This is a genomic window from Actinomadura sp. HBU206391 (genome assembly GCF_014323665.1).
Taxonomy (GTDB): Bacteria; Actinomycetota; Actinomycetes; order Streptosporangiales; family Streptosporangiaceae; genus Actinomadura_C.
The window spans coordinates 38,902-64,735 of the sequence record NZ_JABVEB010000006.1; the positions used below are offsets into that span (position 1 = coordinate 38,902).

General features: G+C 69.9%; 25 protein-coding genes. 13 read left to right on the plus strand and 12 right to left on the minus strand.

Annotation, left to right across the window (positions count from 1 at the left end):
* Positions 1–22 precede the first annotated feature (22 nt).
* On the plus strand, positions 23–1,204 hold the full coding sequence (wecB, locus tag HKK72_RS04845) for a non-hydrolyzing UDP-N-acetylglucosamine 2-epimerase (RefSeq protein ID WP_222720337.1): 1,182 nt from the start codon (positions 23–25) through the stop codon (positions 1,202–1,204).
* 42 nt (positions 1,205–1,246) lie between these two features.
* Positions 1,247–1,993, plus strand: coding sequence for a family 16 glycoside hydrolase (locus tag HKK72_RS04850; protein WP_187233011.1), 747 nt, complete (start codon positions 1,247–1,249; stop codon positions 1,991–1,993).
* 12 nt (positions 1,994–2,005) lie between these two features.
* Here the strand turns inward: HKK72_RS04850 and HKK72_RS04855 are convergent, their stop codons facing one another.
* A complete protein-coding gene (locus HKK72_RS04855) occupies positions 2,006–3,355 on the minus strand; it encodes a sensor histidine kinase (RefSeq protein WP_261986550.1) in 1,350 nt (449 codons plus the stop codon).
* A gap of 184 nt (positions 3,356–3,539) precedes the next feature.
* Here HKK72_RS04855 and HKK72_RS04860 point away from each other — a divergent pair, with 184 nt between their 5' ends.
* Complete coding sequence (locus HKK72_RS04860) at positions 3,540–4,397, plus strand: helix-turn-helix transcriptional regulator (RefSeq protein WP_187233013.1); 858 nt, start codon at positions 3,540–3,542, stop codon at positions 4,395–4,397.
* 102 nt (positions 4,398–4,499) lie between these two features.
* Here HKK72_RS04860 and HKK72_RS04865 read toward each other — a convergent pair whose 3' ends face one another.
* Entirely contained in the window at positions 4,500–5,303 is an 804-nt protein-coding gene (locus HKK72_RS04865; RefSeq protein ID WP_315987076.1) for a phosphatase PAP2 family protein, read from the minus strand.
* Between the two features lie 291 nt (positions 5,304–5,594).
* On the opposite strand from HKK72_RS04865, the gene HKK72_RS04870 reads away from it, so the two are divergent.
* On the plus strand, positions 5,595–5,798 hold the full coding sequence (locus HKK72_RS04870) for a cold-shock protein (protein WP_187233073.1): 204 nt from the start codon (positions 5,595–5,597) through the stop codon (positions 5,796–5,798).
* Positions 5,799–6,165: 367 nt separating this feature from the next.
* Entirely contained in the window at positions 6,166–7,632 is a 1,467-nt protein-coding gene (locus tag HKK72_RS04875) for a DEAD/DEAH box helicase (protein ID WP_187233015.1), read from the plus strand.
* A 493-nt stretch (positions 7,633–8,125) separates the two neighbouring features.
* Here the strand turns inward: HKK72_RS04875 and HKK72_RS40615 are convergent, their stop codons facing one another.
* The gene (locus tag HKK72_RS40615; protein ID WP_187233016.1) at positions 8,126–9,592 is read right to left on the minus strand and encodes a PhzF family phenazine biosynthesis isomerase; all 1,467 of its coding nucleotides are present in this window, start codon (positions 9,590–9,592) and stop codon (positions 8,126–8,128) included.
* A gap of 405 nt (positions 9,593–9,997) precedes the next feature.
* A complete protein-coding gene (locus HKK72_RS04885) occupies positions 9,998–10,540 on the minus strand; it encodes a hypothetical protein (protein ID WP_187233017.1) in 543 nt (180 codons plus the stop codon).
* 397 nt (positions 10,541–10,937) lie between these two features.
* On the opposite strand from HKK72_RS04885, the gene HKK72_RS04890 reads away from it, so the two are divergent.
* Both HKK72_RS04890 and HKK72_RS04895 read left to right on the plus strand, forming a co-directional pair.
* Entirely contained in the window at positions 10,938–11,249 is a 312-nt protein-coding gene (locus tag HKK72_RS04890) for an STAS domain-containing protein (protein ID WP_187233018.1), read from the plus strand.
* Between the two features lie 158 nt (positions 11,250–11,407).
* On the plus strand, positions 11,408–11,833 hold the full coding sequence (locus HKK72_RS04895; RefSeq protein WP_187233019.1) for a hypothetical protein: 426 nt from the start codon (positions 11,408–11,410) through the stop codon (positions 11,831–11,833).
* Positions 11,834–11,901: 68 nt separating this feature from the next.
* Here the strand turns inward: HKK72_RS04895 and HKK72_RS04900 are convergent, their stop codons facing one another.
* Positions 11,902–12,459 (minus strand): hemerythrin domain-containing protein, encoded by a 558-nt coding sequence (locus tag HKK72_RS04900; protein WP_187233020.1) that lies wholly within the window; start codon positions 12,457–12,459, stop codon positions 11,902–11,904.
* A 173-nt stretch (positions 12,460–12,632) separates the two neighbouring features.
* A complete protein-coding gene (locus HKK72_RS04905; protein WP_315987077.1) occupies positions 12,633–13,118 on the minus strand; it encodes an NUDIX hydrolase in 486 nt (161 codons plus the stop codon).
* Positions 13,119–13,208: 90 nt separating this feature from the next.
* Between HKK72_RS04905 and HKK72_RS04910 the strand changes: the two genes are divergently transcribed.
* Positions 13,209–16,817, plus strand: a complete 3,609-nt coding sequence (locus HKK72_RS04910; RefSeq protein ID WP_187233021.1) for a protein kinase domain-containing protein — start codon at positions 13,209–13,211, stop codon at positions 16,815–16,817.
* Between the two features lie 109 nt (positions 16,818–16,926).
* On the opposite strand, the gene HKK72_RS04915 is transcribed toward HKK72_RS04910, so the two are convergent.
* The 3 genes from HKK72_RS04915 to HKK72_RS04925 form a co-directional block, all read right to left on the minus strand.
* Positions 16,927–18,030 carry a calcium:proton antiporter gene (locus HKK72_RS04915; RefSeq protein WP_187233022.1) on the minus strand — a complete coding sequence of 368 codons (1,104 nt, stop codon included), beginning with the start codon at positions 18,028–18,030 and terminating at the stop codon, positions 16,927–16,929.
* Between the two features lie 562 nt (positions 18,031–18,592).
* Positions 18,593–18,898 (minus strand): transcriptional regulator, encoded by a 306-nt coding sequence (locus HKK72_RS04920; RefSeq protein ID WP_187233023.1) that lies wholly within the window; start codon positions 18,896–18,898, stop codon positions 18,593–18,595.
* Entirely contained in the window at positions 18,879–19,364 is a 486-nt protein-coding gene (locus HKK72_RS04925) for a hypothetical protein (protein WP_222720338.1), read from the minus strand. Before HKK72_RS04925 ends, HKK72_RS04920 begins: the two co-directional genes overlap by 20 nt.
* A gap of 210 nt (positions 19,365–19,574) precedes the next feature.
* Here HKK72_RS04925 and HKK72_RS04930 point away from each other — a divergent pair, with 210 nt between their 5' ends.
* Complete coding sequence (locus HKK72_RS04930; RefSeq protein ID WP_410050283.1) at positions 19,575–19,682, plus strand: LuxR C-terminal-related transcriptional regulator; 108 nt, start codon at positions 19,575–19,577, stop codon at positions 19,680–19,682.
* 14 nt (positions 19,683–19,696) lie between these two features.
* Here the strand turns inward: HKK72_RS04930 and asnB are convergent, their stop codons facing one another.
* Positions 19,697–21,562 (minus strand): asparagine synthase (glutamine-hydrolyzing), encoded by a 1,866-nt coding sequence (gene asnB / locus HKK72_RS04935; protein ID WP_187233025.1) that lies wholly within the window; start codon positions 21,560–21,562, stop codon positions 19,697–19,699.
* A 370-nt stretch (positions 21,563–21,932) separates the two neighbouring features.
* On the opposite strand from asnB, the gene HKK72_RS04940 reads away from it, so the two are divergent.
* On the plus strand, positions 21,933–22,586 hold the full coding sequence (locus HKK72_RS04940; RefSeq protein WP_187233026.1) for a TetR/AcrR family transcriptional regulator: 654 nt from the start codon (positions 21,933–21,935) through the stop codon (positions 22,584–22,586).
* Between the two features lie 241 nt (positions 22,587–22,827).
* A complete protein-coding gene (locus HKK72_RS04945) occupies positions 22,828–23,196 on the plus strand; it encodes an STAS domain-containing protein (protein ID WP_222720339.1) in 369 nt (122 codons plus the stop codon).
* A 30-nt stretch (positions 23,197–23,226) separates the two neighbouring features.
* On the opposite strand, the gene HKK72_RS04950 is transcribed toward HKK72_RS04945, so the two are convergent.
* Positions 23,227–24,144 carry a sensor histidine kinase gene (locus HKK72_RS04950; RefSeq protein ID WP_315987078.1) on the minus strand — a complete coding sequence of 306 codons (918 nt, stop codon included), beginning with the start codon at positions 24,142–24,144 and terminating at the stop codon, positions 23,227–23,229.
* Positions 24,145–24,287: 143 nt separating this feature from the next.
* The gene (locus HKK72_RS04955) at positions 24,288–24,524 is read right to left on the minus strand and encodes a hypothetical protein (protein WP_187233028.1); all 237 of its coding nucleotides are present in this window, start codon (positions 24,522–24,524) and stop codon (positions 24,288–24,290) included.
* A 145-nt stretch (positions 24,525–24,669) separates the two neighbouring features.
* Between HKK72_RS04955 and HKK72_RS04960 the strand changes: the two genes are divergently transcribed.
* Both HKK72_RS04960 and HKK72_RS04965 read left to right on the plus strand, forming a co-directional pair.
* Positions 24,670–25,068, plus strand: coding sequence for a hypothetical protein (locus HKK72_RS04960; protein WP_222720340.1), 399 nt, complete (start codon positions 24,670–24,672; stop codon positions 25,066–25,068).
* A gap of 44 nt (positions 25,069–25,112) precedes the next feature.
* Positions 25,113–25,787, plus strand: coding sequence for a class I SAM-dependent methyltransferase (locus HKK72_RS04965; RefSeq protein WP_187233029.1), 675 nt, complete (start codon positions 25,113–25,115; stop codon positions 25,785–25,787).
* Positions 25,788–25,834 lie beyond the last annotated feature (47 nt).

Consider the following 25,834-nt stretch of genomic DNA (forward strand, 5'->3'; position numbering starts at 1 on the left):
ACGTCACCCAGAGGAGAACGTCATGTCCACAGCCATGCGCCAGGACCCGGCGGGGGAGCCCGAGTCCGGGGAGGTGATACGCGCCATGATCGTCCTTGGCACCAGACCCGAGGCGATCAAACTGGCGCCGGTCGTACGCGCCATGACCCGTACGGACGGATTCGTCCCGCTCGTCATCAACAGCGGACAGCATCGGGAGATGCTGGAGCAGATGCTCCATCTGCTCGGCGTCGGCGTGCAGGTCGACCTGGCCGTGATGCGCGACCGGCAGCGGCTGTCGGAGCTCACCGGCCGGCTCGTCACCGGGCTGAACGACGTCGTCCGTGCCCGCAGGCCCGACCTGGTCATCGTCCAGGGCGACACCACCACCGCGCTGTGCGGCGCCCTCGCGGCCGCGTACGAGAAGGTGCCGGTCGCCCATGTCGAGGCGGGGTTAAGGACCGGCGACGCCTACAACCCGTTCCCGGAGGAGATCAACCGCCGGCTGATCGGCCGGATCGCCCGATGGCACTTCGCGCCGACCCAACGTGCCGCGCACCACCTGTACGCGGAGGGCGTGCCGGCCGAGCACGTGATCGTCACCGGCAACACGGTCATCGACAACCTGCACTGGATCCTGGCCGGCGGCGGAGGCACCTCGGCGTTCCGCAGCGCACGGCGCAGGCTGCTGGTGACCCTGCACCGCAGGGAGAGCCAGGGCACGGACATGCGCGGCATGGCGCGGACGCTGCGGCGGCTCGCCGACCGCAGTGACTGCGAGGTGCTGCTGCCACTGCACAAGAGCCCGGCCGTACGGGAGTCGCTGCTGCCCGAACTCGTGGGCCACCCGCACATCATCGTGACCGAACCCCTCGGCTACGCCGACTTCGCCGCGACCCTGGCGGCCTGCGACGTGGTCCTGACGGACTCCGGCGGAGTTCAGGAAGAGGCGCCGACCCTTGGCAAGCCCGTTCTCGTCCTACGCGCGACCACCGAACGACCCGAGGCCGTGGAGGCGGGCGTGGCCCGCCTGGTCGGGACGGACGCCGACGAGGTCTTCGCCGCGGCGACCCAGCTGCTCGACCATCCGCTCGAATACCAGCGGATGGCGGGAGCCGCCAACCCGTTCGGCGACGGGCGGGCCAGCGAGCGCATTCTCGCGGAACTCGACCGTGACCGCCGCCGGCCCGGCGCCGATGCCTTGCTGGCGACCGCCTTGGATTGACAGACTGGGCGGCCACCGACCACCCCGAGCCCCGGTGGCCTCATGAAGCCGTTCTCGTCTCTGCACGAACGGTGGGCGACGCCCACCCGCGGCGCGACTCTGCGCGGCGGCGGTCCCGGCCGTCGCCGCTGGTGGCTCCGGCCGCGGGTGGGCTGCCCGGCCGTTCTGGCGCTCGCCGGATTACTGGGGATCCTGGTGCCGGCGCTCCTGCCCGACTCCGGTGACGGCGTGCTGCACCGGTGGCGGGACGGCACGACGCACGGGCCGTGGCGCGCGGTCTTCGACGGTGAGGGGATCAGCGGCGTTCGGGACGGCGTCATCGTGCTGCGGCCGAAACCCGCCGTGCAGCCGGCCGAGACCCACGCGTGCCTGGTCGTGTCCCGCAAGACCTATCACGACATGGATCTGAGCATCCGGTTCCGTACGACCGCCCAGCTCCGGCAGCCGCAGCCGAACCCCTGGGAGGTCGCCTGGGTGGTCTGGGCCTATACCGACGAGCACCACTTCTATTACCTCACCCTCAAGCCCAACGGCTGGGAGCTCGGCAAGCGCGACCCGGCCTATCCCGGCGGGCAACGGTTCCTCGCCACGGGCGACCCGGAGTTCCCGGTGGACCGCTGGTACCAGGTCAAGATCAGTCAGCGGGGGGCCACCATGACGGTCCGGATAAAGGACCGCGAGCTGACCGTCCACGCCGACGAGGAGCGCCCCTACCTCTCGGGTGCCGTCGGGGTCTACACCGAGGACGCCGAGACCGAGTTCCGCTCCATCAAGGTGAGCCCGCGCTGACCGTGGAGGCGGTCAGATCTCGTCGGGCAGGGGCATCGCGAGGGGCAGCCGGAGGACGAACCGGGAGCCGCCGGTCGGTGACTCCTCGACGTCGAGCGTGCCGCAGTGGGCGTGCGCGATCTCGCGGGCGATCGCCAGGCCGAGCCCGGTGCCTCCGTGGTCGCGGCTGCGAGCGGAGTCCAGCCGGGTGAACCGCTGGAACACGCGCTCCCGGTCGACCTCGGCGATTCCGTCTCCGTCGTCCATCACGCTCAGTTCGGCCTTGCCTCCGTTGTGACGCACCTCGGTCCACACCGCGTGGCGGGCGTGACGCTGCGCGTTGTCGAGCAGGTTGGTGAGGACCCGGAGGACCTGGGCGCGCACGGCGTTCACGATCGCGCCGGGGTCGAGCCGGAGATGCACGGTGAGCCGGTCCGAACGCCGGGACACCTCGGTGCGGACCAACTCGGCCAGGTCCAGCCGCTCCAGCGTCGCCGGGTGGTTCACCCCCACGCGCGCCAGCAGCAGCAGGTCCGTAGTGATCGCTTCGAGCCGGTCCACGTCGCTCAGGGCCCGGTCGAGCACCTCGTGCAGATCGGTCTCGTCCGGGTGCAGCTGAGCCTCCTCCAACTGGGTGCGCAGCCCGGCGATCGGGGTGCGCAACTCGTGCGAGGCATCGGAGGTGAACTGCCGCTGCTGATCGAAAGCCGTCTGCAACCGGCACTTGGCCTGCTCCAGACGGTCGAGCGTGCTGTTGATCGCCCGGGCGAGCTTGGCGATCTCGTCCGCACCGTCCGGCTCGGGGACCCGGTTGCTCATGTCCTTGACATTGATGGAGGCCAGCTCGGCGCGGATGGCCTCGACCGGCTCGAGCGTCTGACCTGTGATCTTCCAGGTCGCCAACGAGGCGAGGGCGATCAACGAGACCACCTGTATGCCGAAGAGCGAGTCGAAGAACCCCGTGGACAGCACGCCCGGAGCCCGGCGGCCCGCGTACACGACCGGCGAGTCCGGCGAGGACCGGACGCGCATCGCAGAGAGGCGCAGGCAGCCCATGTGCGAATGCGCACAGACCTGCAGATCCTTGCGGGGGTGCCGCACGCCGGGCCAGACGTCCGTTAAGGGCGGCAACCCGCGGATGGCGTGCGACGACGCGATCACATGGTGGCCCGGCGCCACGACCTGCACCAGGTCGACGCCGGCGACGCGGGGCTCCACAATGGTGGTGATGGTCCCGCTCCGGACGGCCCGCGCGGTGACCGCTGACTGCTGCCGGACCTCCCGCCACTCGGTGCTCGTCAGCGCATGGCGTGCGACCGTGCCGGCGACCAGCCCGGCGGGTACGAGCAGGAGCACCGCCGCAACGGTCACGAGCACGGTCATCCGGGCGCGGAGAGAATGGGGGCGCATCCGGACACGCCGGGTCGCGGTCATGGAGCCCAGCTTCACCACCCCGGGCCAAGGCAACAAGGATGCTCTTCACATGGGAAAACGCGACCGTGGGAGCCGCATATCCTGGGAGTCTTACGCCCACCCTGAAGGCTCGAATCGGTCGTACCGTTGCTTCATGGACTGCGACAAGCTGCTCGGTGAGTTTCTCCGGGCCAAGCGCGAGGCCATCAGCCCCGATGACGTGGGACTCCTGCACTTCGGCCATCGTCGAACACCCGGGCTGCGCCGTGAAGAGGTGGCCATGCTGGCGGGGGTCAGCACGGACTACTACATGCGCTTGGAGCAGGGGCGAGAACGCCATCCCTCCGAGCAGGTGGTCAGCGCGCTCGCACGCGTCCTGCATCTGGACTCCGACTCCACGGCGTACATGCACGAACTCGCGCATCCGGGGCCGCGGCAGCGCCGCACCACGGGCCGGGTGGAGCGGGTCAGCCCAGGCCTGCTCCGGCTCATGGACAACTGGACGCGCACCCCGGCGCTGGTGCTCGGCGCGCGGTTGGACGTGCTGGCCAGGAACCCGCTGGGCTCCGCCCTCTACGAGGGACTGCACCACAACGACAACCTGATGCGGCTGACCTTTCTGAATCCGAAGGCGCGGGAGTTCTTCCAGGACTGGGACATGGTCGCGATCAACAAGGCGGCCCACCTGCGCGCGGCGGCGGGCACGGGTCTCGACGACCCCTACCTTCCCGAGCTGGTCGACGAGCTCTCGGTCGGGAGCGCGGAGTTCCGTCGGCTGTGGGCGCGCCAGGACGTACGGAGCAAGACCCGTGCGTCGCACAGCTTCCGCCACCACCAGGTCGGTGATCTGACCCTGGCGTACGAGTCGTTCAGCATCAACGGGGCTCCCGGCCAGCAGCTCATCGTCTATCAGGCCGAGCCCGGCAGCACGTCCGAGCAGGCCCTGGCCCTGCTGGGCGGCGCCGTCATCGAGCACGCGTCACCTGAACACGCGCACCATCTGACCTTCTGAATCACCTGACCACTTCTGAATCACCTGACCACCTGACGCGGGCATCGCCCGGGAACCGGGCCGGCCACCGGGGGCGGGCGGCCGGCCCGGTTCCAAACCCGGTCAGGTGCGGTCCGGCGCCTTGCTCGGATCGCCGCTCGGTGCGATCTCGGGTGCCGCCTCCGGTTCGACGCCCTCGATCGCGGGCGTGGCGGGCGCGCGGCCCTCGCTTCGCCGCCACGTCTCGAAAGCGGTGGTCGTCGCGATCACGACCGCGAGCCCGAACACCCAGCCCGCGAGTACGTCACTGACGTAGTGCACGCCGAGCGCCACCCGGCAGAAGCCGGCGGCCACGGCCACCACGGCGGCGACCGCCCACACCGCCTTCCGCCACGAGGCGGGGATCACCGGCAGCAGGATGAGGACGATCACAAGGCAGCCGAGCGCGGCGGTCATCGCGTGACCGGAGGGGAACGAGCCGCCGGGCGCGTGCGCGATGGGCGACTCCAGGTCGGGCCGGGGGCGATCCACGACGACCTTGAACAGCAGGCCGAGCAGTCCGCCGACGACCAGCGTGGTCATGGCCCACACGGCCAGCCGCCGCGCTCCGCGCACGAACAGCCAGATCGCCAGACCGCCGATGATCAGCCGGAACACCCAGGCGTGGAAGATGTACGAGGTGGCCTGCAGCGGATGGACGAAGCCGCGGTGATCGAGCACGTACTCGTTGAGCGTGCGGGTGGCGTCCTCGTCGAGCCTCTCCAGCGGTCCCCACTTGGTCTCCACCAGGGCCAGCAGTCCGGCGAACGGCACCAGGACGAGGAACGCGGCCAGGCTGGCGAGCGTCAACCGCAGGCCCAGCCGATGGTCGGGGTTCAGTCGCCGGTCCGACCAGGAACGCGGCGACGTCCGGGATTTCGTTGTCACGCCGCCCCATCTACCCGACCGATCGCGGAGCATGCATGAGGGCCGGACGTGCTGTGCGGCCGAAGGTCATCGCGTTGTACGGCCGCCCGGTTGTACGGCAGTGCCCGGCATGTCGTCAGGACGTGCTACTGTTTGGACAGTTGCAGTTGTGGTTCCCATGGACTTTGTGTGCGCCTGCTGGTTAACCTCAGGCGCTTTTTGTTTTTCCGGATCTCCGGACGGGGCGATCATCACGGCGACACCAGGCCCGCGATGTGCGGGCTGACAGCACTGCCCCAGAAGGAGATAGATATGGCAACCGGTACCGTGAAGTGGTTCAACGGCGAAAAGGGTTTCGGCTTCATCTCGCAGGATGACGGCGGCGCCGACGTCTTCGCCCACTACTCGAACATCAACGGTCAGGGCTTCCGTGAGCTTCTGGAGGGCCAGAAGGTGGAGTTCGACGTCACGCAGGGCCAGAAGGGCCTGCAGGCCGAGAACATCCGCACGGTCTGAGAACTCACGCAGAACACGCGGCCGGGCCCGCACCGTCGGTGCGGGCCTTCGGCTGTCGCTTCAACGCGGCACGCTGCGGCCCCTCTGGGCCGCGCGCCGCGTGCACGACGGGAGATGCCGCTCACACGGCGGGTCCAGGCGCGGTTGAAGCACCGCGGCCGACCAGGCCGAGCGGGAGGGCCGCGCGACCGTCCGCAGCCCCTGAGCACGCCGGCGCGTCGGCGCGACTCTGTCCTCCCCACTGTTTCGATCTCCACCACGGCTCGTCGGCGCGATCTGCGCTCGGGCCGCCATGCGCAACGTCGTCTCGACGCGCCCCAAGACGCTCGTGAAGCCCCAGAAAGGGCAGATCATCAGTACCGAACGTATGCCTCGTAAGCGCTCGTCCCGTTCCACCGGCACCGGCCGCTCGTCCGGTGCCCGCTCGTCTGGCACTCGCTCGTCCGGCGCCCGTTCGGCCGCCGCTCGTCCGGCCCCCGTGTCGTTGGTCCCCTCGACCCCGGCGCGCCCGCCGGCGGCGACCTTCGCCGAGCTCGACATGCCCGGGGCCCTGCTGGCGACCCTGACCCGCGAAGGGGTCACCGAGCCTTTCCCCATCCAGTCGGCGACGCTGCCGGATGCCCTGGACGGCCGTGACGTGCTCGGCCGCGGCCGTACCGGCTCGGGCAAGACCCTGGCCTTCGGGCTGTCGCTGCTCGCCCGCACCGCCGGCCGGCGCGCCGAGTCGGGCACCCCGCTGGCCCTGGTGCTCGTCCCGACCCGCGAGCTGGCCCAGCAGGTCACCGACGCGCTCACCCCGTACGCCAACAGCGTGCACCTGCGCATGGCCACCGTGGTGGGCGGGATGTCCATCTCCAAGCAGGCGAACGCCCTCAAGCGCGGAGCCGAGGTCGTCGTCGCCACCCCGGGCCGGCTGGCCGACCTGATCGACCGGCGTGCCTGCCGGCTGGACCAGGTGACGATCACCGTGCTCGACGAGGCCGACCAGATGGCCGACATGGGGTTCCTGCCCCAGGTCACCGCCCTGCTCGACCAGGTCGCGCCGGGCGGGCAGCGGATGCTGTTCTCCGCGACGCTCGACCGCAACGTCGACCGGCTGGTCCGCCGTTTCCTCAGCGACCCGGTGACCCACTCGGTCGACCCGTCCGAGGCCACGGTCACCACCATGGAGCACCACCTGCTCCACGTCACCGACGCGGACAAGAACGACGTCACCACGCACATCGCCGCTCGTGACGGTCGGACGATCATGTTCGTGGGCATGAAGCATGCCGCCGACCGTCTCGCCCGCAGGCTGCTCGCGTCGGGCGTACGCGCGGCCGCGCTGCACGGCGGGAAGTCCCAGCCGCAGCGCACGCGCACCCTGGAGCAGTTCCGGACCGGGCAGGTCACCGTCCTGGTGGCCACCAACGTCGCGGCCCGCGGCATCCACATCGACGGCCTCGACCTGGTCGTCAACGTGGACCCGCCCGTCGACCACAAGGACTACCTGCACCGCGGTGGCCGCACCGCGCGCGCCGGCGAGTCGGGCACCGTCGTCACGCTCGTGACCCCGAGCCAGCGCCGGGAGCTCGACCGGATGATGATGACCGCCGCGATCCGGCCCGAGACCACGCGGGTACGTCCCGGCGACACCGAGCTCGCTCGCATCACCGGCGCCGAGACCCCTTCGGGAGTGCCGGTCACCGTCGCCACCGTCGCCGAGCGTCCCAGGACGCGTAACGGTGGCGCGTCCGGCCGTGGCCGTGGCCGTGGCCGCCCGTCGGCCGGACGCCGTACGTCATCACGTCACGGTGGCTCGCAAGCGGGCACGGGCCGTACCGCCGTCGCCTAGCACCGGCGGAACGCGAGCACGGCACGACCCACGCCGTGGCCGATGGTGAGAGATCGCCATTCGGCCACGGCGTTCGTGCGTCGGCTCCGGCCCGTGGCATGCCACGCTCCGTGCGAGGGAACGGCCGGACGGCCGGGAGGATCGCAGGAATGTCGACCTCCAAGTGCATGATCACCGCAGACAATCCCCGCCGTGATCACGCAGTTGTTCGCGACGGTGTCTTGGTGGTGTCTCGTCGCCTGGCGTGGCGGTGCTTCCGGTGCGAGCAACTGCATGATCACCGCAAACGAAATTCTGCCGTGATCATGCAGTTGTCCTCTGGGCCAGAACGCGTCGGAGATCCATCTGATCACCGACAGGGCGGCTTGCCGCTGTCTGTCAGGACCTCCTCGCGGACGTGCGTGAAGAACGTGGAGGACGCCGAAACCGCCGCCGCTACGAACGCGAACCCGAACACGCCGGTCACTGGCACGGCGCCGACCGTTTCGTGGCCTCAGCCCTCCGCCGGGATGCGCACGGCCGCACCCGAGACCCGGATCCTGGGGTCGCCGTCCCGCAGCTCCACCCGGAGCAGGCCGGGCCGTCCCATGTCGGCTCCCTGATGGAGCGTCAGCACGGCAGTGGAGTCCGCCTTGCCCAGCTCCCGCAGGTACGCGCCGAAGGCGGCCGCCGCCGCCCCGGTCGCAGGGTCCTCGACCACGCCGCCGACCGGGAACGGATCGCGTACGTGGAAGGTGTCCGCCGACTCCCGCCAGACCAGCTGCACGGTGGTGAGATCCCGGCCGGTCATATACCGCTCCAGCCGGTCGAAGTCGTAGTCCAGGTCGGCCAGGCGCTCCCGGGTGGCGGCGACCAGGACCAGATGGCGTGCCCCCGCGTAGGCGATCCGCGGCGGCAACCCGGCATCGAGTTCCTCGGTTCGCCAGCCCAGCGCGGCCAGCGCCTCGGCCAGATCGGCCGCGCCGACCTCCTCGACGTACGGTTCGACGCTGGTCAGTGTGGCCCGCAGCGCACCGTCGCCGTCCGCCACCACGTCGACCGGGACGATCCCGGCCAGGGTCGCGAAGTGCAGCTCGCCGGGGCCGATCCGCTCCGCCAGCGCCACGGCGGTCGCGACGGTGGCGTGGCCGCAGAACGTGACCTCGGCCTTGGGGCTGAAGTACCGCGCGGTGAACGCCCTGCCCGGCTCGCCGAGGTCCGCCGGTGGCGCGGTCAGAAAGGCGGACTCCGAATAGCCGAGCTCGGCGGCGATCGCGAGCATCGCCGCGTCGTCCAGCCCGGTGGCGTCGAGCACCACTCCGGCCGGATTGCCGCCGGCTGGGTCGGCGGTGAAGGCCGCATACCGCAGGATCTCGGGGCCGCCGGCGTACGAAGATTCCGTCATAGGTGCCTCTATATCAAGATGAGCGATTTCTTTCAGCGGGACTTCGAGAACGATTTCGAGGCCGTCCTCGTCGTCCCACTGCTCGCCGATCTCGACGAACCCGAAGCCGGCGATGGTCGCGAACGACGCGGCGTTGCCCGGACTGATCGACGCCCGTACCGTCCTGACCGAGCGTTCGCCGGCGTGGCGCAGCAGCTCGCGGACCGTCGCCTTCGCGTATCCCCGGCGCCGGCAGGCGGGGTCCACGGAGTAGCCGATCTCGACCGTACCGGTCTCGTCGGGCGATCCATGAAAGCCGGCATATCCGACGGCGACGCCCTCGGGTTCGGCCACCACCGCGTGTGTGCTCCACGGTGCGCCGCCCGGGTCGGCGGCCAGCTGGTCGATGCGCAGCCGCCACACCCGCGCCGAGACGTCGGTGGTGAAGTACGGGGTGAGAGCGATCCCGGCTTCGGCGCCCGCCCCGGCGAGATCTCCCTCCAGCAGCGCCGTCATCGCCGCCGGGGGCAGCGGCACCAGCCGCACCGACTTCGGACCGGCCGTGGCCGGCGCCTGCCGGTCGTCTTCGTCTGTCACGAGGAAATGGTCACATACCGCCCAGAGGCGGCAACGAGCAGGCCCACGACCGTACTTGGAGAATCAGCAGGCCCACGACCGTGTTGGAGAGTCAGGCGGCGGTGGTGCCCAACAGCCGTTCGGGGGTGACCCCTCCCACCCGCCGTGATCATGCAGTTGTTCCCGGCCGCGCTGCAGCCGAGCACATGAAATGAAGTAAGGCCCATGCGCACAACTGCATGATCACGGCGGAGAACCCCCTGCCGTGATCATGCAGTTGTGCGCCAGGGATTGCACTGCCCCTTAGCGCCTGCGCTGGTTCTGTGGGATTCAGGGCAGGCTGGGACGGTGCCCTGGCCGGCGCGCCCACCGCAGACGGGGCGGGCCGTACCGCCGCCGCCCGCGGTGAGCACACGGTGTCCGGCGTCACCGGGAGCGACCCGGCCGCCCGTCCGGGTCGCTCCGACGCCGCCACCAGGTCATCGCGACAAGCACACCGACGATGGCCGTCGCCGTGCGGCCGCTGCGCGCCTTCGGCGCCGGCTCGGCGGCCGCGGCGGACTCGCGGGCTCGTATCGAGGCGGCGCGCGCCTTGGCGCGCATCCGCCGCATGGTCTTCATGGCCGAGGCCAGCCGAGTCCGTCTCCTGGCGCTCCGGCGCCGGCGCACCCACACCATAGGCGCGGCCATGCGCGCGATCACCGCATCGGCACCACGCCGCACCGCGTGCGGCCGGTTCTCGGGGGAGGCGTCCTCCCAGAGACCGCTGTGGAACCGGCCGACCTTGGCCTGTTGTTTCCGACGACCGTGACTCGTACGCTCTTTGGCCGAAGGAACGGCTTGGTGGCTCTGAGCGGTGACCTTCTTCGTCACTCGCGTGGCCATTTCCGGTGCGTGAACCTTGAGGCCGATCTCCCTGGCCGCCGGGGTCGTCGGCGCGTCCTGTTTTGATTCTCCGTGCGTCGTCATCAGCGGGCTCCTCAGCCTGATCGGTTCAGTGAAGCCGATTTCGAATGCCACGGAAATGAGCAAGTCGAGCAGAACTCATCACGGATGCCGATTACCAGGGACACCGGGTTTCGCGGTGGCGGCTATAACATGGGCAGCGTCCTTGTGAGATTTTTCCATTCCTCTCAAACGGCGCGGCGACCCGCCCTATAGTACATAACGAATTTGCTTAGTCACAAAAATCAGTAAAAAAACTGCATTTGGTGCATTTCGCATATCGCGATCTTTCGTGCGCTCAGACCTTGCGCCACGCCAGATTACGGTCCGTCCAGGCGAGGTGAGGCCCGAGCGTGGGGCTCACGACCCCTCCCGCCGGCCGGCAGGTGTTCTTGTCTGAACCGCTGCGAGGGAGCCGATCGTGGAAGTACTGCGTCTGTCGATCCGTACCTATAACGGCACCGCGACCGTCACGGTGGCCGGGGAACTGGACATCGCCACCGAACCCGATCTGAGGTCGTACATGGAGCGCGTTCTCCTCGGCCGACACGAACGGATCATCCTCGACGTGAGCGCGGTGTCCTTCATCGGAGCGACGGGACTTGGCGCGCTGGTCGCCGTGCAGCGTCACGCCAGGCGGCGGAACACGCAGATGCTACTGGCCGGCGTCCATCCGTCCATGTTCCGCCTAATGGAGATCACCAAGCTGGACGACTACTTCGTCCTTCTCTGACGTCGCCTTCGGCGTGCTCCGCCGATCTCGGGAGTGGGCCGGCTTCGGCCACTGCGCGCGACATTTCCGGCTCGGAGTGCTTCGCGGTATTGTTCGGACTCTACCCGATGAATAGGGTCCGGATGACGGTCCGAATTCGCGGCTTCCAAAGGTGGGCGATGAGCTGGGATGTCTTTCTTGTCGGGTTTCCGGATCGTGTGACCTCCGTGGAGCAACTCCAGCCTGACTTCCGCGAGAGTCCGGTCGGCCCGGTCGATGAGGTCGTGGAGCGCCTGCGTACCGACTGTGCCGTCGAGTTCGGCCCGAGGGGCTCGACCGGGGGCGCGGTCGAGGGCGACACGTGGTCGATTGAAGTGTCGGTCGGCCGGGACGACCCGGTGAAGGGCGTCATGTTGTGCGTTCGTGGAGCGGGTGACGAAGTGCTCGCGGTGATCCACCACATCGCCAGGACGCTCGGATGCGTGGCGATCGACTGCTCCTCCGGAGAGATCCTGCGGGAAGGAAGCGCGGGAAGCTGGCATGACTTCCAGCAATGGCGCGACCGTGCGATCGGGCCCACACCGAACCGCGGCCCTCACGGCTGAGAAGACGCGAGGACCGCACCCGCTCCTGAACGCTGCTCAAGCCGGCCGCGATGATGCCGCGACCCGGGTCACGGGCCGGTGCCTCCGCCGGCCTGCACGCCGAGGTCGGACCCGGCGGATGTGGTCAGCAGGAAGTCCGGCTTGGCGCCGGCCCAGCTCTGGATGCTCAGCGAGTTGAGTGCCGCGACGATCCGCTTCTCCTCGTAGACGAAGTGCGTCTCCAGCAGGGCGGCCAGCGTGTCCAACTCGGAGCGCACGCGCTTCGCCTCGTCCGGACCCGGATCCGCCGCCGCTCCTAGGCCGCCGAGCAGTTCCTCCAGCCTGAGCAGGGTCCCGGTCACCAGTTGGTGGTCGCGTCCCAGCTCCTCGAGCACGGGGCGCAGTTCGGGGAACTGCTCCGCGAGGACGGGGAACGCCCCGTCGTCCTCGCCGGTGTGATGCCGGCTCAGTGCCGAGCAGAACGTCAGGCAGTGCGCCCGCAGCTCCCGTGGCCGCGCGCCGCCGTCGAGGTAGGAGTCGACGTCCGCACGGAGCCGGTCCAGCTCCTCGCGGAGCCAGAGGTGGACTTCGATCAGCTGATTCCCGAACGCCGTGAGGCGGCCGTTCGGTTCGGTGGGTGTTTCCATGGAGGTCCCATGATTCGGCGCCTCCATGCCCACGACGGACTCGTTGCCGGGTACACGCGACGCTGACGTGGGATTTCATCATCGTTCGGACGGGCCGTCAAGCGATCACCGATGTGACCGGCCACAATCCGCTGCATACGAACGGCACACGGCTCCGGAACCACGTCCGACGACTACGGGCGAGGGGGCGCAGCGGAGTCTCTGGCCAGCCGGCCCAACGTCAGATCCAGTATCTGGACGCGGCCGTCGATGGGTTGGACGCCGTCCCACCAGCAGATCGCGCTGATCTCGTCGTTCGGGACGAAGCCGTCGCCCGGCGTCGCCTCTGCGGTGTAGAGGGCCGCGTACTCGGGGCACCGCTCGGGCCCGAGTACGAATCGTGCGTAGCCGGCGAAGGTGAGGTCCGGGACGTCGATGCCGGCCTCCTCGCGCAACTCACGCCGGGCCGCCTGACGCGGTGTCTCTCCGGGATCGATCATTCCGCCCGGCAGCTCCCAGCGCTGGCGGAACCGATCGAAGACGATGAGCAGCCGGTCGCCATGCCACAGTGCCACGAGCGCGGCCGGCAGCGGCGCGTCGTCGAAGCGGGTCTTCTCGGCGACGCGATGGAACGCCACCAGCGCGTTGCCCATGTCGTCGACGGCGAGAGCATCGGTCACGGCGACACCTCCTCACCACGGCCCTTCTCGCCGCATGGGGTCGCCGGTCTATTCTCTTTCCGGGGCGGATGGATGGGGAACGGGGTCGTCATGACGCAGCGGCGCGCGTTGGCCATCGGGGTCACGGAGTTCGGTGATGCCGCCGAAAACGGAAGCGATCTTCTGCCGTTGCCTTTCGCCGCCCGGCTGGCACGGGAGCTGGCGAGTTCTCTCGGCGCGCTCGGGTACGAATGCACGATTCGTGATGACGTGCCGTTTTCCACCCGGGCGCTCGGCGACGCGGTGCTGTCCCGGCTCCGCGAGGCGGATGCGGACAGTGTCGTCATCGTGCATGTGATCAGCCATGGAGATATCGAGCAGCGCACGGGAGCGCTCTGGGTCGCGGGGTCGGACGGCGAGCCCGGTGACGGTGCCACGGAGATCGAGGGCTGGCTCAGAGCGGTGGAGCGTGGCCCGGACGGGCCGATGGTGCTGTTTCTGCTGGATCTGTGCCGATCGGGTACGGCGGCCAGATTGCCCTGGCACATCGCTCTCGCCGATGGGCGGGCTCGCGCCTGGGTGCTCGCCGCCTGCCAGAGCGACGAGGGCGCCTTCGACGGTCGTTTCTCACAGGCCGTGATCAACGTACTCGACCGCATCAGGCGGGAAGAGCTCGATATCGATCCGGCCCTGCCGAATGTGCCGTATCCGGCGGTGGCCCGCGCGGTCAGAGAGGAGGTCAATCTCCTCGCGGCAAAGGCCGATGGGTCCCGCCAGGAGGTGACCGCGACACTCATCGATTCCAGTGCAGACCTGACAAAGCTCGCATTCTTTCCAAATCCCGCGCACGACCCTTCGGATTCGCGGAGGCGGTTCCGCGCACGGCTCGACGCCGGCCTGTTGCCCTTTCTCGATGATCTCGACGAGGGCCTTGATGCCCGTCATTTCATCGAGCGCGCCACCGGATCGAGTCCCTTCAACCGGACACCGGGCTTTTCGCGGATGTCGGGCTGTTTCACCGGCCGCCGCAAGGAGCTGCGGAGACTTTCCTGGCTGCTCAGCGGAGAGTTCCCCGAGGTCGGGCCCGCTCCGGCGCTGGGCGTGGTCACCGGGAGCCCGGGGGCGGGCAAGTCCGCACTGCTCGGGGTGCTCGTCTGCTCGTCCCATCCGAGCCTGCGGGAGACGACGCACCAGGTCTGGGATCACGTGCGCCGCGCCCTCTACACGGTGGACGAGAGGTTCGCGGCGGTGCACGCTCGCGGGCGCCGGCTCGACGAGATCGTCGCCTCCATCGCCCGCCAGCTCGGCCTGGGCGAACTCGACTTTCCCGACGACCTCGTCGACGCGATCCGCGACCTGCCGCCGCCGGCCATCGTGCTGGACGCCCTCGACGAGGCCGAGAACGGCCCGTTGATCATGGAAGAGCTCGTCCTTCCGCTGGCGAGGGCGCAGCGAGACGACGGCTCACCGCTCGTGCGGCTGGTCGTGGGCGTGCGAAAGTACGGCGACTACGCCCCGCTCCGCGACTTCGCGGCAGGCCACGGTCTGCTGGCCGACCTCGACGACCAGCCTCGTGAGGTGCTCGAGGACGATCTTGAGGAGTACGTCACCGAGCTGCTCAGCGCCAGCGACGTCTACAAGCAGCGCGAAACCGTACGCAGGAACTTCGCCCGGGAGGTGGCGGGGGTGCTCGCCGCGCCTCCGGCGGAGGGGGTCCGCAATCGATGGGGTGAGTTCCTGGTCGCCGGCCTGTACGCACGGCATGTGGTCGCGACCACCTTCGACCGGCCGATCCGCAAGGCCCGCGAGGCCAGGGACCTGGGCAGGCGAGTGCCGCGCAGCCTCCCGGAGGTGCTCGCCCTCGACCTCGACGCCACCACGTCGTCGCTCCTGCGGCCCGCCTTGCTGGCGCTGGCGCGCACGTATGGCGACGGGATGCCGCTCTCGGTGCTGCGCAGGGTGTGCGGCGCCTACCTCACCGGAATCTCCGAACCGACCACCGGCCAACTGCGCAACGCGCTCGACCTCGGACGTTTCTATCTCCGGCAGGTCACCGACACCGACGGGACGACGCTCTACCGGCTGTTCCACCAAGGTCTGGCCGATCATCTGCTGGGCCGCGGGCGGAACTCCTCGATGCGCATCCAGGAGGCCTTCCGCACGTCGGTGTTCCTCGATCTGCTGGTCGCACCGCTCGGAGCCGGGCCTGCCCGGGACTGGGACGTGGCGGAGCCGTACGTGATCAGGCATGTGCTGCAGCACGCCGCCGATGCCGGACGGCTCGACGAGTTCGCCCCGGGCCGCCCGTGGACCCCGTCGGACACGACCGGCGGGATGCGAGTGGAAGAACCGATGAGCGGCGGATCCATGAGGTACGGCCCACCGGGCCTCCGCCAGCGTCAGCGAGAGATGTCCGCCGAACGCGATGAGCGGCCCCGTGACCCTGATCGCGACCAGACCGACCCGCGCTTCCAGATCCCGCCGTCTCCGCCGTCTCCGCCTGCCGGTTTCGGCGTCGCAGAGCCTCGGGTGAGTGACCCTGATCGCGACCAGACCGATCCGCGCTTCGAGATCCCGCCGTCCCCGTACGTTCCCGAGCCGCGAGCCGGAGACCCCGAGGCGCTCTCGCCCGCACCCCTGGGCGTGGACCGCTGGCGGGGGGAGGCCTCCATTCTCGGCCGGCCCGGTTATCTGGAGGAGATCTATGCCAGAGAGGTGTGGCAGGCCGCCTCCGATCTCGTTCTCAACGGTCGGTGGCGGCTGGTCGCACTGCGCCAGAACATCGACCGGGCTGGGACGAGCACTCTGTGGGACGCCGTTCAGGTGGCCGGCGAGACGCCCGTCGTGGTGAAGCTCGTTCCCACGGGCAGCCTGGGTTCGGCGACCAGGACCGGCGTGCTGCGCCGGAGGGCGCTGCGCAACGACATGCGGATGAACACGCGCAGCAGGCGGATCCGCGAGATCGTCGACTCCGGCGAAGACCAGGGATTCGGCTATCTGGTGATGCCACAGTACGGTCCCGGCAGCCTCAGCGGCCACCTGGCCTCTCCCGAGGCGGGCCGTCGTCTGGGCTGGTGCCTGGAGATCGCCGACCAGGTGCTCGAAGGGCTCGAGGCGGCGCACGCGGACGGATTCGTCCACCTCGACGTCAAACCGGCCAACGTCGTGCTGGACGGCGACGCGGCACGGATCATCGACTGGGGGCTCTCGGTGCGCTGGCGGAACACAGACCCCGGGCGCGAACCGATGACGGGCGGCACCCCCTTCTTCGCCAGCCCTGAGCAGATCGCCCAGAAACCCGGGTGGTGCACGCCTCTGGCGGACCTCTACGGTGCCGGCGCCCTCCTGTACTGGCTCATCACCGCCGAGGCGCCTCTCGCACGGGAGCTCGGCCGGTCTGCGAGCCCGTTCGGTGTCGTCTCGTTCCTCGACCTCGGCGGCCGGCCCGAGCGTGTCGACCGGCTCGTCCCGGGAGTCCCCGAGGTGGTCGCAGACCTGGTCGACCGCTGGCTGGAGAGATCGCCCGCCGACCGCCTGCCGCCCGGCGCGCCCCCCGAGGCGGCGATGACCGCCGCACGGCGTGCTCTCGCCGCCCTCCGACGCAGCCGGCGCGTCCGGAAGGCGGCCCAGGTGGAAGCGCCCGTAGCGTCGCGCGAGCGCGGCATGGATCATCGGACGCCCTCCGTTGACGGCCCCACCCGCGACTTCGAGCCGGGATGAACCACGCCGGAGCGTCGGCCAGGTGGCGGCCGGGTCCCCGGTCGTGATCACGCGGTTGTTCTCGGCATGCGTACGCCCGTCAGCGCGCGATCATGGCATGGGTCGGTGGTCAGGGGCTGATGGCCAGGAAGAGGAAGGCCGCGAGCAGGGAGAGGTGCACTCCGCCCTGCAGTACGGTGGCCCGCCCCGGGACGACGGTGAGGGTGGCCACCACGAACGTCAGGCCGAGCAGCACCATGTGAGTGGCGCCCAGGCCCAGTAGCAGTGGGCCGGTCAGCCAGATCGACGCGAGGGCGATCGCCGGGATGGTGAGGCCGATGCTCGCCATGGCCGAGCCGAGTGCGAGGTTGAGACTGATCTGGATCTGGTCGCGGCGGGCGGCTCGCAGCGCGGCGAGGGTCTCTGGCAACAGGACCAGTAGCGCGATCACGACGCCCACCACCGCGGGCGGCAGCCCGGCGGACACCACCGCCGACTCGATCACCGGAGACTCGACCTTCGCGAGCCCCACCACGGCGACGAGGGCCAACAGCAGCAGGCCGAGGCTCGTCATGGCGGCCCGTGCCGGGGGTGGAGCGGCGTGCTCGACCGGGACCTCGCCGGCGGTGCCATCGGCTCCGACGGGCAGGAAGTAGTCGCGATGCCGGACGGTCTGGGTGATCACGAACAGGCCGTACAGAGCCAGTGAGGCGACCGCCGCGAACGCCAGTTGCGGCGGGGAGAAGGCCGGCCCGGGCGTGCTCGTGGTGAAGGTCGGCAGCACCAGGCTCAGCGTGGCGAGCGTCGCCACGGTCGCGAGCGCTCCGCCCGTGCCCTCGGCGTGGAAGACCACCACCCGGCGGCGCAGCGCGCCGACCAACAGGCACAGCCCCACGATGCCGTTGCAGGTGATCATCACGGCGGCGAACACCGTGTCGCGGGCCAGCGACGACGCCTTCGGCCCGCCCGAGACCATCAGGGTGACGATGAGCGCCACCTCGATGACGGTGACCGCCACCGCGAGGATCAGCGAGCCGAACGGCTCGCCCACGCGGTGGGCGACCACCTCGGCGTGGTGTACGGCGGCCAGCACCGCGCCCGCGAGAAGGCAGGCAACGATCACCACCACGGCTCCGGGCAGGTGACGGCCCCACGTCAGCACCAGGGCGACGATCGCGGTCACCGGGACGACGATCATCCAGCGTGCGACGGTGAACCGGACTACCCGCGTCATGCCCTCCATGCTGCCTGTTCCGATCCGGCGGGGAAGCACCTGGTCAGCGCGGCACGCGAGCCTTGATCAAGGATGGCGGCCTCAGACCAGGCGGTGACCGCCGTCAGCAGCCGTTCGATCTCGTGCTCGCGGGCGATGTCGGCGACCGCGGTGCTCAGCCTGCCGGTATTGGGGGAGCCGCTTCTCGGCGGCTGCGAGCCGCTCGGCGGACCGGCCGACGATCGTGACCTCGCTGCCCGCCGCGAGCAGGGTCTCGGCCAGGGGCGAGACCCATGCCGGAGCTGCCGCCGACAATGACTGAGCAGCAGCTCCTCCAGCCGTGCGGGCAGCCACGGAGGTACCCCGTTGAGCAGTCCGAGGCGCAGCACCGGGTCGGTGACGCCCGCGGCGCGACGGGCCTCACGTACGGCCTACTGGGCGGCGCGCACCGTCTCGCGGGCGGAGCGGAGCAGGACGGCGCCGGCCGGGGTGAGCTCCCCGCCCCGGGAACCTCTGATCAACAGTGCCGCGCCCACTCGCGCTCCACGGTGCCGGTCAGCTCTTGCCGGTCAGTGTCTGCCGGTCAGTGTCTACCGGTTTGGGCCAGGTCGCTGATGCGGCGCAGTTCGGCGAGGTGGCCGGCCAGCGCTCGCCGGCCCTCGGGGCTGAGCGCTAGCCAGGTGCGCCTGTGCGCCTGGCCCGAGGTCTTCGTCACGGTCACATAGCCGGCGGTCTGCAGCGCCTTGACATGCTTGCTGAGCACCGAGTCGGCGATCCCGAGGGTGTCCCGGATCACGGAGAACTCCGCCGAGTCGACGGCTGCGAGCATGGCGCAGATCCGCAGCCGGTGGGGCGCGTGGATCAGCTCGTCAAAGACCGGCTCGCTCATGATCCGCCCGTAGATCCTGCTGTACGGCCTGGTCGATGCGGAGGCCGACGACGATCGTCATTACTCCGATCAGCACCCCGCCCACCGCGATGGCGTAGCGCACCTCGGCCCCCCACTCCAGGTACATCCCGATCGCGGCGACGACGAGACCGGCCAGAGCCCAGGCCACGCTCAGCCGACGGGCGGTGGGCGTCGCCGTGTAGGGGTCGAAGGAGATCCCCGTCGAGCGCTTGACCGCCCAGCCGAGCCCGAGCACCACGAGGGTGAGCAGCGGAACCCCGAAGGACGCGAAGCGCAGGCTCATCGAGACGAGGGCGAAGGCGATCGCCGCGCCGAGCCCCACGTGGTACCACCACGGGATCGTGATGCGGTCGGCCACCCTGGCACGCGCGTCGGCGACCCCGTCGAGAGCGGCACGGGCGGCCGCCGCGTCCGGGATCTCGGCCCGGGGAGAGCTGCTTTCCATGACGGAAAGCATAACGCGAACTTTCCGTCATGGAAAGCACGATGACCGACGCCGTCTGAGGCCGACCGACGCGGTGCCCGGCCCCGTGCGGCCGAGGGGCGTACTGCACCGGCCCGTCGGCGGCGGCCCGGAAGTCATGCACGAGCAGCTCACGCACCTGGTCGAGACCGCGGGCCCGCACCGATGTCTACACGCTCAAGGGCGCAGCTGGTGTCCAACACCGTCAGCAACCACATCTCGAGCATCTTCGCGAAGCTCCAGGTCGCCAGCCGGGCCGAGGCGATCGTGCGGGCACGATCGGCCGGCCTGGGCCAATGAGCCGCCGGGGGCGGTCAGCCGGTGAGGTCGAGCTTCAGGTCGTAGTCCTCCAGCCAGGTGTTGAGCTGAAGCACCAGCTCGATGTTCCTGCGGTAGTGCTCCAGGCCGATCGAGCCGGTCCGCCCCGCCGCCACGGCGCGAGCGCGGTCGACATCGATCAGGCTCCTGACGGGTGCGTTCTCCTTGGCGAGGAGCTTGGCGAGCTCGTCGCGCAGCGCCCGCTCGTACGTCGGGTCCTGGGTGGACGGGTACGGGCTCTTGAGTCGCTGGAGGATCGACTCCGGCAGGATGTCCGAGGCCGCGGCCCGCAGCAGGCTCTTCTCCCGCCCGTCGAAGGTCTTCATCGACCAGGGGGTGTTGAACACGTACTCCACGAGCCGGTGGTCGCAGAAGGGCACCCGTACCTCCAGGCCGCTGGCCATGCTCATGCGGTCCTTGCGGTCGAGCAGGATCTGGACGAACCGGGTGAGGTGCAGGTAGCAGATCTCCCGCATCCGGCGCTCCCGGCCGGTGACGCCGTCGAGGTAGGGGACCTCCGCCAGCCCGGCGCGGTAGCTCGCCTCGCGGTAGGCGGGCAGGTCGAGCTGCTCGTTCAGGCCGGGGTCGAGCAGGCTGGCGCCCTCGTCGTCGTCCGCCCGCAGGCTGTAGTACATCGCGGCCAGCCACGGGAAGGTGTCGGCCTCGATGGCCTCGGCGTCGTGGAACCACCGGTAGCCGCCGAACACCTCGTCGGCCGACTCACCGGACAGGGCCACGGTCGACCGGCTCCGGATCGCCCGGAACAGCAGGTAGAGCGAGGTGTACATGTCGCCCATGCCGTTGGGCTGGTCGTTGGCGCGCAGCACGGTGCGCCGTACGGCCGGATCCATCAGGTCGGCGGTCGACAGCACGATGTCGGTGTGGTCGGCGGCGATGTGCTCGGCCAGTTCGTGGACGTACGGCGTGTCCGGGGTCTCGCGCAGCGGGTCGGCCTTGAAGTGCTCGGTGTAACCGACGAAGTCCACTGAGAACGACCGGATCGGGCCGGCGTTCTGCGCGTCGAGCGCCTTGGCGGCGAGCGCGGTGACGGCCGAGGAGTCGAGCCCGCCGGACAGCAGGGTGCACAGGGGCACGTCGGAGATCAGCTGGCGGTCGACGATGTCGTCGAGCAGCTCTCGTACGGTCCGGACGGTGGTGTCGAGGTCGTCGGTGTGCTCGCGCGCCTCCAGCCGCCAGTAGCGCCGCTTGCCGACGCCCGTGCGCTTGACGCGCACCAGTTGCCCGGGGCGCACCTCGTACATGCCGTCGAAGACCGTCGACTCGGGGGCCTTCACGAAGCCGAGCAGCTCGCGCAGTCCGTCGTTGGTCACGACCCCGTCGACCTCCGGGTTGACCAGCAGGGCCTTGGGCTCGGAGCCGAAGACCACGCCATGGGGGGTCGGGTAGTAGTGGAGGGGCTTGATGCCCATCCGGTCGCGTACGAGGAGCAGCTCCTCGATGCGCGGGTCCCAGATGGCGAAGGCGTACATGCCGTTGAGGTGGTCGACGAAGTCCTCACCCCACTGCTGGTAGGCGTGGAGCACCACCTCGGTGTCGCTGGAGGTGCGGAATCGGTGACCGTGCCCGGCCAGCTCCTCGCGGAGCTCGCGGAAGTTGTACACCTCGCCGCTGTAGGTCATCGCGGCCACGGTGCGCCCGTCCTCCTCGATGGTCATCGGCTGGCGGCCGCCCTCGATGTCGATGATGGACAGGCGCCGGTGGCCTAACGCGGCGTGAGGAGAGAACCAGATGCCCTCGGCGTCCGGCCCGCGGCACGCCATGGTGTCCGTCATCGACTGTACGATCTGCCCCTCACGGCTCAGGTCGCGCTCGAAGTTCACCCAGCCGGTGATTCCGCACATGAATCCCCGCCTCCTTTTCGCAATATCGCCGGGTGTCACAAAGCGCCGGGTCGCCGGCCGCGGCGCTTCGCACCCACTGATCGCCCGAGTTGTCGGTCGAGCGGTGGCGGCAGGGGCCGCTCGAGGTCACCTGGTGGTGGCGAAGAGCGTCCGGTCATCCGGTGTACGCGCGGGCACCGCCGTACGGATGCCGTACCGATCTCGGACGGATCTCGTACGGACGCCGAACGGATGTCGAGTGGATCGACGCGGGCGGGTCGCGTGGCGGCCGTCATCACTCAGCCGATGATGAACTATGGTTCATCATCAATATGAACTATAGTTCATATTATACCGGGAAGTGGAAACCGCAGGTAAAGGATGGTGAGCCATGGGACTGCGCGCCGATGCCGCGCGTAACCGCGCGCGCATCCTCGAAGCGGCGCGGGCCCAGATCGCCCGCTACGGTCCGCGCGCCGGCATGGACGAGATCGCCGAGGCCGCTGGAGTGGCCGTCGGCACGTTGTACCGCCACTTCCCGACCAAGGCCGACCTGATCTCGGCGGCCCTGACCGACCGCACCACCCGGGTCGTCGACTCGGTCGAGGCGGCGGTCGAGCGGGTCCGCGGCGGCGGGCGCGCGCTGGAGGAGATCACCGCGGTCTTCTCCCAGCTCGTGGACGTCAGCGGCGAGGACCGCGCCGTCAAGAGCGCGGCGGCCGCACTCGGGATCAATGGTGATGACCAGGCGAAACAGCGGATGCGGGCACGGGCCGGCCTCGACCGGCTCATCACCGCAGCCCACGCGGACGGCGACCTGCACCCCGACGTCACCAGCGCCGACATCGCGCTCCTGCTGACCACCATGCCGGGACACGAGATCGACACGCGAGCCCGCTACCGCTGGCTGCAGCTCATGCTGCGCGGCCTCACCCCGGCACGCCATGGCGACCGTCGCCCGGCCGACCGGAACGCCGCAGGCCGGATCACCGTGGGCCCGGACACGCCGGATCGGAGCACCGCAGAGCGGAGCGTCGTGGAGTAGCGGGTCATACCCGATCCGGCCGCGGTGGTTCACTCGTCACATGCTGGGCATCAGGGCTACGTGGAATCGATGCCCATGACGTGGGGGAGGCCGGTCGGGGGCCTGGGCGTTCACCGCACCGTCGGCCTGCCGGTCCGCTTCGTCAGCCGCAGAACCAGTGTCCCGATTCCGGCGTCTCAGTGGGGACAGGATACGGTCACGGTGCCGGCCCTGATTCGGTCGCTGGACGAAAGGACGGCATGTGCAGAGCGATGACCTGGGCGTCAGTCTGACGCAGACCAGCGGAGCGGCGGCGGTCGTGGCCGTCTCCGGCGAGCTGAACCTGTTCACCAGCGGGGGTTTGAGCGCGGCCGCGCAGGCCGAGGCCGGTGACCACGCCCACGTGATCCTCGATCTCGCCGGGGTTCCGTTCTGCGACTCCAGCGGGCTGAACTCCCTCATCATCCTGTATCGCAGGTTGCAGGCGGTCGGCGGTTCCCTCTGCCTGGCCGCCGTTCCGGAACGGCTCGTGCGGCTGCTGCACACGACCGGTGTCCAGCGCCTGATCCCCGTCTACCCCACCGTCGACGACGCCCTCGCGCACCTGCCCAAGAGCCGCGAGCGGGCATAGCGGCACGGTGACCCCGGCGGGGCGAGAGGGTCAGAGCGCGAAGTAGGCGCGGGTGGTCGTGCCGCCGAGCCAGGTGTGCAGGCGCACCAGATCGGCCAGATGGTGCACCAGCAGAACTCCGCGGCCGCCGGGAACGGCGGGATCGACCGAGTGGCGGCCCATCAGCGGATCGGTGATGACGCCGAGGTCGCGTACCTCGCAGATGAGGTATCCGTCCTGCCGCCAGGTCCGCAACGTGCCCGACCCGCCGCCGTGTTCGAAGGTGTTGGCGGCAAGCTCGCTGACCACGAGTTCCAGGTCGAGCGTGCGGTCGGCCGCCAGCCCGGCGCGCCGGGCCTCCCGCAGGACCAGGGCCCGCACCGCGCTGAGCATTCCGGAATCGAAGGTGAGCACCACGGGTTCGGCGGACGGCTCGCTCAGCGGCACGTTGTAGGTGTCCAGCACCTGTTCGGGGGAGTAGTCGGGGCTGAGGTGCTCGCCCGCCTCGTCCATCAGGATCGGGTGGGTACCGGCGGCGTCGGCCATGACCTTCGCGCTGAGCGCCGCGGCGTCGTACGGGCACACCTTGGTGACGGCGCGGTCGGCGAGCGCCAGGTTGATGAGGGCCTCATGCTGTACGCACGCCGGGTACTCCTGCTCATTGCGACCCGGCCAGATGGGTTCGCTGACGATCCGTACGCGGGTGCGCGGGTGGGCGTCGGCGAACTTCCGCACGATCGCCGGAATGATGCGGCCTGGGTTGCGGCCCGCCCGGCTCATGTCGACCAGCCAGACCTGGGCAGCCGACGCGCCGAGCTCGGAACGCAGCAGGTCGAGCTTCGGCTGGGGAACGGCGACCGCTACGGGCTCCCCGGCGTCGAGCCCGCCATGGATGAACGCCGTGGTGCGGGTGACGTAGTCGCGAGCGCCGCGATAGAAGAACGCCAGATGCCGGAATCGGCCCCCCACGGCGCCTTCTGGCACTTCATCACCCGCTCGTTGAGTGCGACGGCCTCGGGTCGTACGCTGCGCAGATCCTAGCCTCGGACGGCGAGCGGGCCGGTCCGCTCGCGGGCCACGGCTCTGGAGCCCACGGCATGCTCGTCACCGCCTCAGCTCTGCCGCGGGGCCTCGTCGCGGCGGTTCCGCTGGCCCGGATCGCCCTCGATCACCCCGCCCTGCACGGCGCCGCGGTGGGGGCCGTCATCGGAGCCGCGTGCCGGCCGGCCGCGCTTACGCGCGATCACGGTCGTCGCGACGACGAAGGCGATGATGCCCAGGACGAGCACTATCGGGCCGACGATGAGCAGGGAGTTATCGCCGACGGGTGACGCCGCCAGGGGAACCATCGTGTCTGTCTCCTTGTCGCGTGGGCGGATCGGGCCGAAGCGGCCGCCGAGTTCGCGGATGGCCTCTCTTCGGAGATGGGGCCATACCCTCCCCGTCGCGACTAAACGACAGAGCGTGGCAGTTTCAGCCGCACACAGAGGGAACATGAATGTTTCAAGAGCCCTGTTCGAGGCCGGCATCGGCGCCGGCCGTCATCGGCGGGAGGAACGAAAAATGCCGCAGCGGGCGTGGAGCAAGAAGCGCGAACGGCAGTACGAGCACATCAAGGAGTCGCAGGAGAGCCGCGGTGTCGGTGAAGACCGGGCCGAGGAGATAGCCGCGCGCACGGTGAACAAGAACCGGGCGCAGTCGGGCGAGGCCAAGCAGGCGAGCAGGACCTCGACCGACGACATGTCGCCGCAACGGCGCGGAGGCAAGCGATCAGGCCGCCCGGGCCCGCGCGGCCGGACCAGAGACCAGCTTTATGCCGAGGCGCGCAAGAAGGGCATCAAGGGCCGCTCGTCGATGACCAAGAAGCAGCTCGAGGACGCGCTCGGCGACTGAGCGGCGGATCACCCCGGGCGTCCGCCCGATTATGATCGCGAGCCATGGTCGAGGAACCCGGAACGCTCAGGGCGGCGGAGTCCGTCGACTGGCCCGACATCTCCCATACCTACGACGTCGTGGCGGACGACTACGCGACGGCGTTCGCCGACGAACTCGCGGGCAAGCCCTTCGACCGTGAGCTGCTGGACCGCTACGCGTCGGCCGTGGCGGGCCAGGGTGCGGTCTGGGACGTGGGCTGTGGCCCCGCCGCCCACGTCACCCGCTATCTCGCCGATCGCGGGGTCGACGTGGCCGGAGTGGATCTGTCCCCACGGGTGGTCGACGTCGCCCGGAGTCGCGAGCGCGATCTGAGGTTCGGTGTCGCGGACATGTGCGACCTGCCGGCCGAGGACGGGTCCCTCGCCGGGATCGTGGCGTTCTACTCCGTGATCCATCTGCCGCGTGAGCGCATCCCGGAGGCGCTGGCCGAGTTTCGCCGGGTGCTGGCGCGCGACGGGGCCCTCCTCCTGGCCATGCACGGAGGCGAAGGGATCATCAGCACCGACGAGTGGTTGGGCCACGCCGTCCCGATCCGGGCCACCCTGATGTCGCCCGGCGAGCTGGCCGAGGCGGTCGAGGCCGCCGGGTTCACCTTGGTCGAGCAGCACGCCCGCGAGCCGTACGAGGGTGAGTACCCCTCCCGCAGGCTGCAGGTGTGGGCGACCGCCGGCCGGTGACGTGCGGGCGACCGCCGGGGCCTTATCGGGCCTTAGGGCGAAGCGGC

Bases quoted from the DNA above. Each gene is read 5' to 3' on its own strand.
- HKK72_RS04915 (WP_187233022.1), bottom strand. From the start codon at position 18,030: ATGACGCGGGTAGTCCGGTTCACCGTCGCACGCTGGATGATCGTCGTC.
- HKK72_RS04885 (WP_187233017.1), bottom strand. From the start codon at position 10,540: ATGACGACGCACGGAGAATCAAAACAGGACGCGCCGACGACCCCGGCG.
- HKK72_RS04925 (WP_222720338.1), bottom strand. From the start codon at position 19,364: ATGGAAAGCAGCTCTCCCCGGGCCGAGATCCCGGACGCGGCGGCCGCC.
- HKK72_RS04875 (WP_187233015.1), top strand. From the start codon at position 6,166: ATGCCTCGTAAGCGCTCGTCCCGTTCCACCGGCACCGGCCGCTCGTCC.
- HKK72_RS04920 (WP_187233023.1), bottom strand. From the start codon at position 18,898: ATGAGCGAGCCGGTCTTTGACGAGCTGATCCACGCGCCCCACCGGCTG.
- HKK72_RS04960 (WP_222720340.1), top strand. From the start codon at position 24,670: ATGAATGTTTCAAGAGCCCTGTTCGAGGCCGGCATCGGCGCCGGCCGT.
- wecB (WP_222720337.1), top strand. From the start codon at position 23: ATGTCCACAGCCATGCGCCAGGACCCGGCGGGGGAGCCCGAGTCCGGG.
- HKK72_RS04965 (WP_187233029.1), top strand. From the start codon at position 25,113: ATGGTCGAGGAACCCGGAACGCTCAGGGCGGCGGAGTCCGTCGACTGG.
- HKK72_RS04910 (WP_187233021.1), top strand. From the start codon at position 13,209: ATGACGCAGCGGCGCGCGTTGGCCATCGGGGTCACGGAGTTCGGTGAT.
- asnB (WP_187233025.1), bottom strand. From the start codon at position 21,562: ATGTGCGGAATCACCGGCTGGGTGAACTTCGAGCGCGACCTGAGCCGT.
- HKK72_RS04940 (WP_187233026.1), top strand. From the start codon at position 21,933: ATGGGACTGCGCGCCGATGCCGCGCGTAACCGCGCGCGCATCCTCGAA.
- HKK72_RS04855 (WP_261986550.1), bottom strand. From the start codon at position 3,355: ATGACCGTGCTCGTGACCGTTGCGGCGGTGCTCCTGCTCGTACCCGCC.
- HKK72_RS04900 (WP_187233020.1), bottom strand. From the start codon at position 12,459: ATGGAAACACCCACCGAACCGAACGGCCGCCTCACGGCGTTCGGGAAT.
- HKK72_RS04955 (WP_187233028.1), bottom strand. From the start codon at position 24,524: ATGGTTCCCCTGGCGGCGTCACCCGTCGGCGATAACTCCCTGCTCATC.
- HKK72_RS04895 (WP_187233019.1), top strand. From the start codon at position 11,408: ATGAGCTGGGATGTCTTTCTTGTCGGGTTTCCGGATCGTGTGACCTCC.
- HKK72_RS04850 (WP_187233011.1), top strand. From the start codon at position 1,247: ATGAAGCCGTTCTCGTCTCTGCACGAACGGTGGGCGACGCCCACCCGC.
- HKK72_RS04870 (WP_187233073.1), top strand. From the start codon at position 5,595: ATGGCAACCGGTACCGTGAAGTGGTTCAACGGCGAAAAGGGTTTCGGC.
- HKK72_RS04860 (WP_187233013.1), top strand. From the start codon at position 3,540: ATGGACTGCGACAAGCTGCTCGGTGAGTTTCTCCGGGCCAAGCGCGAG.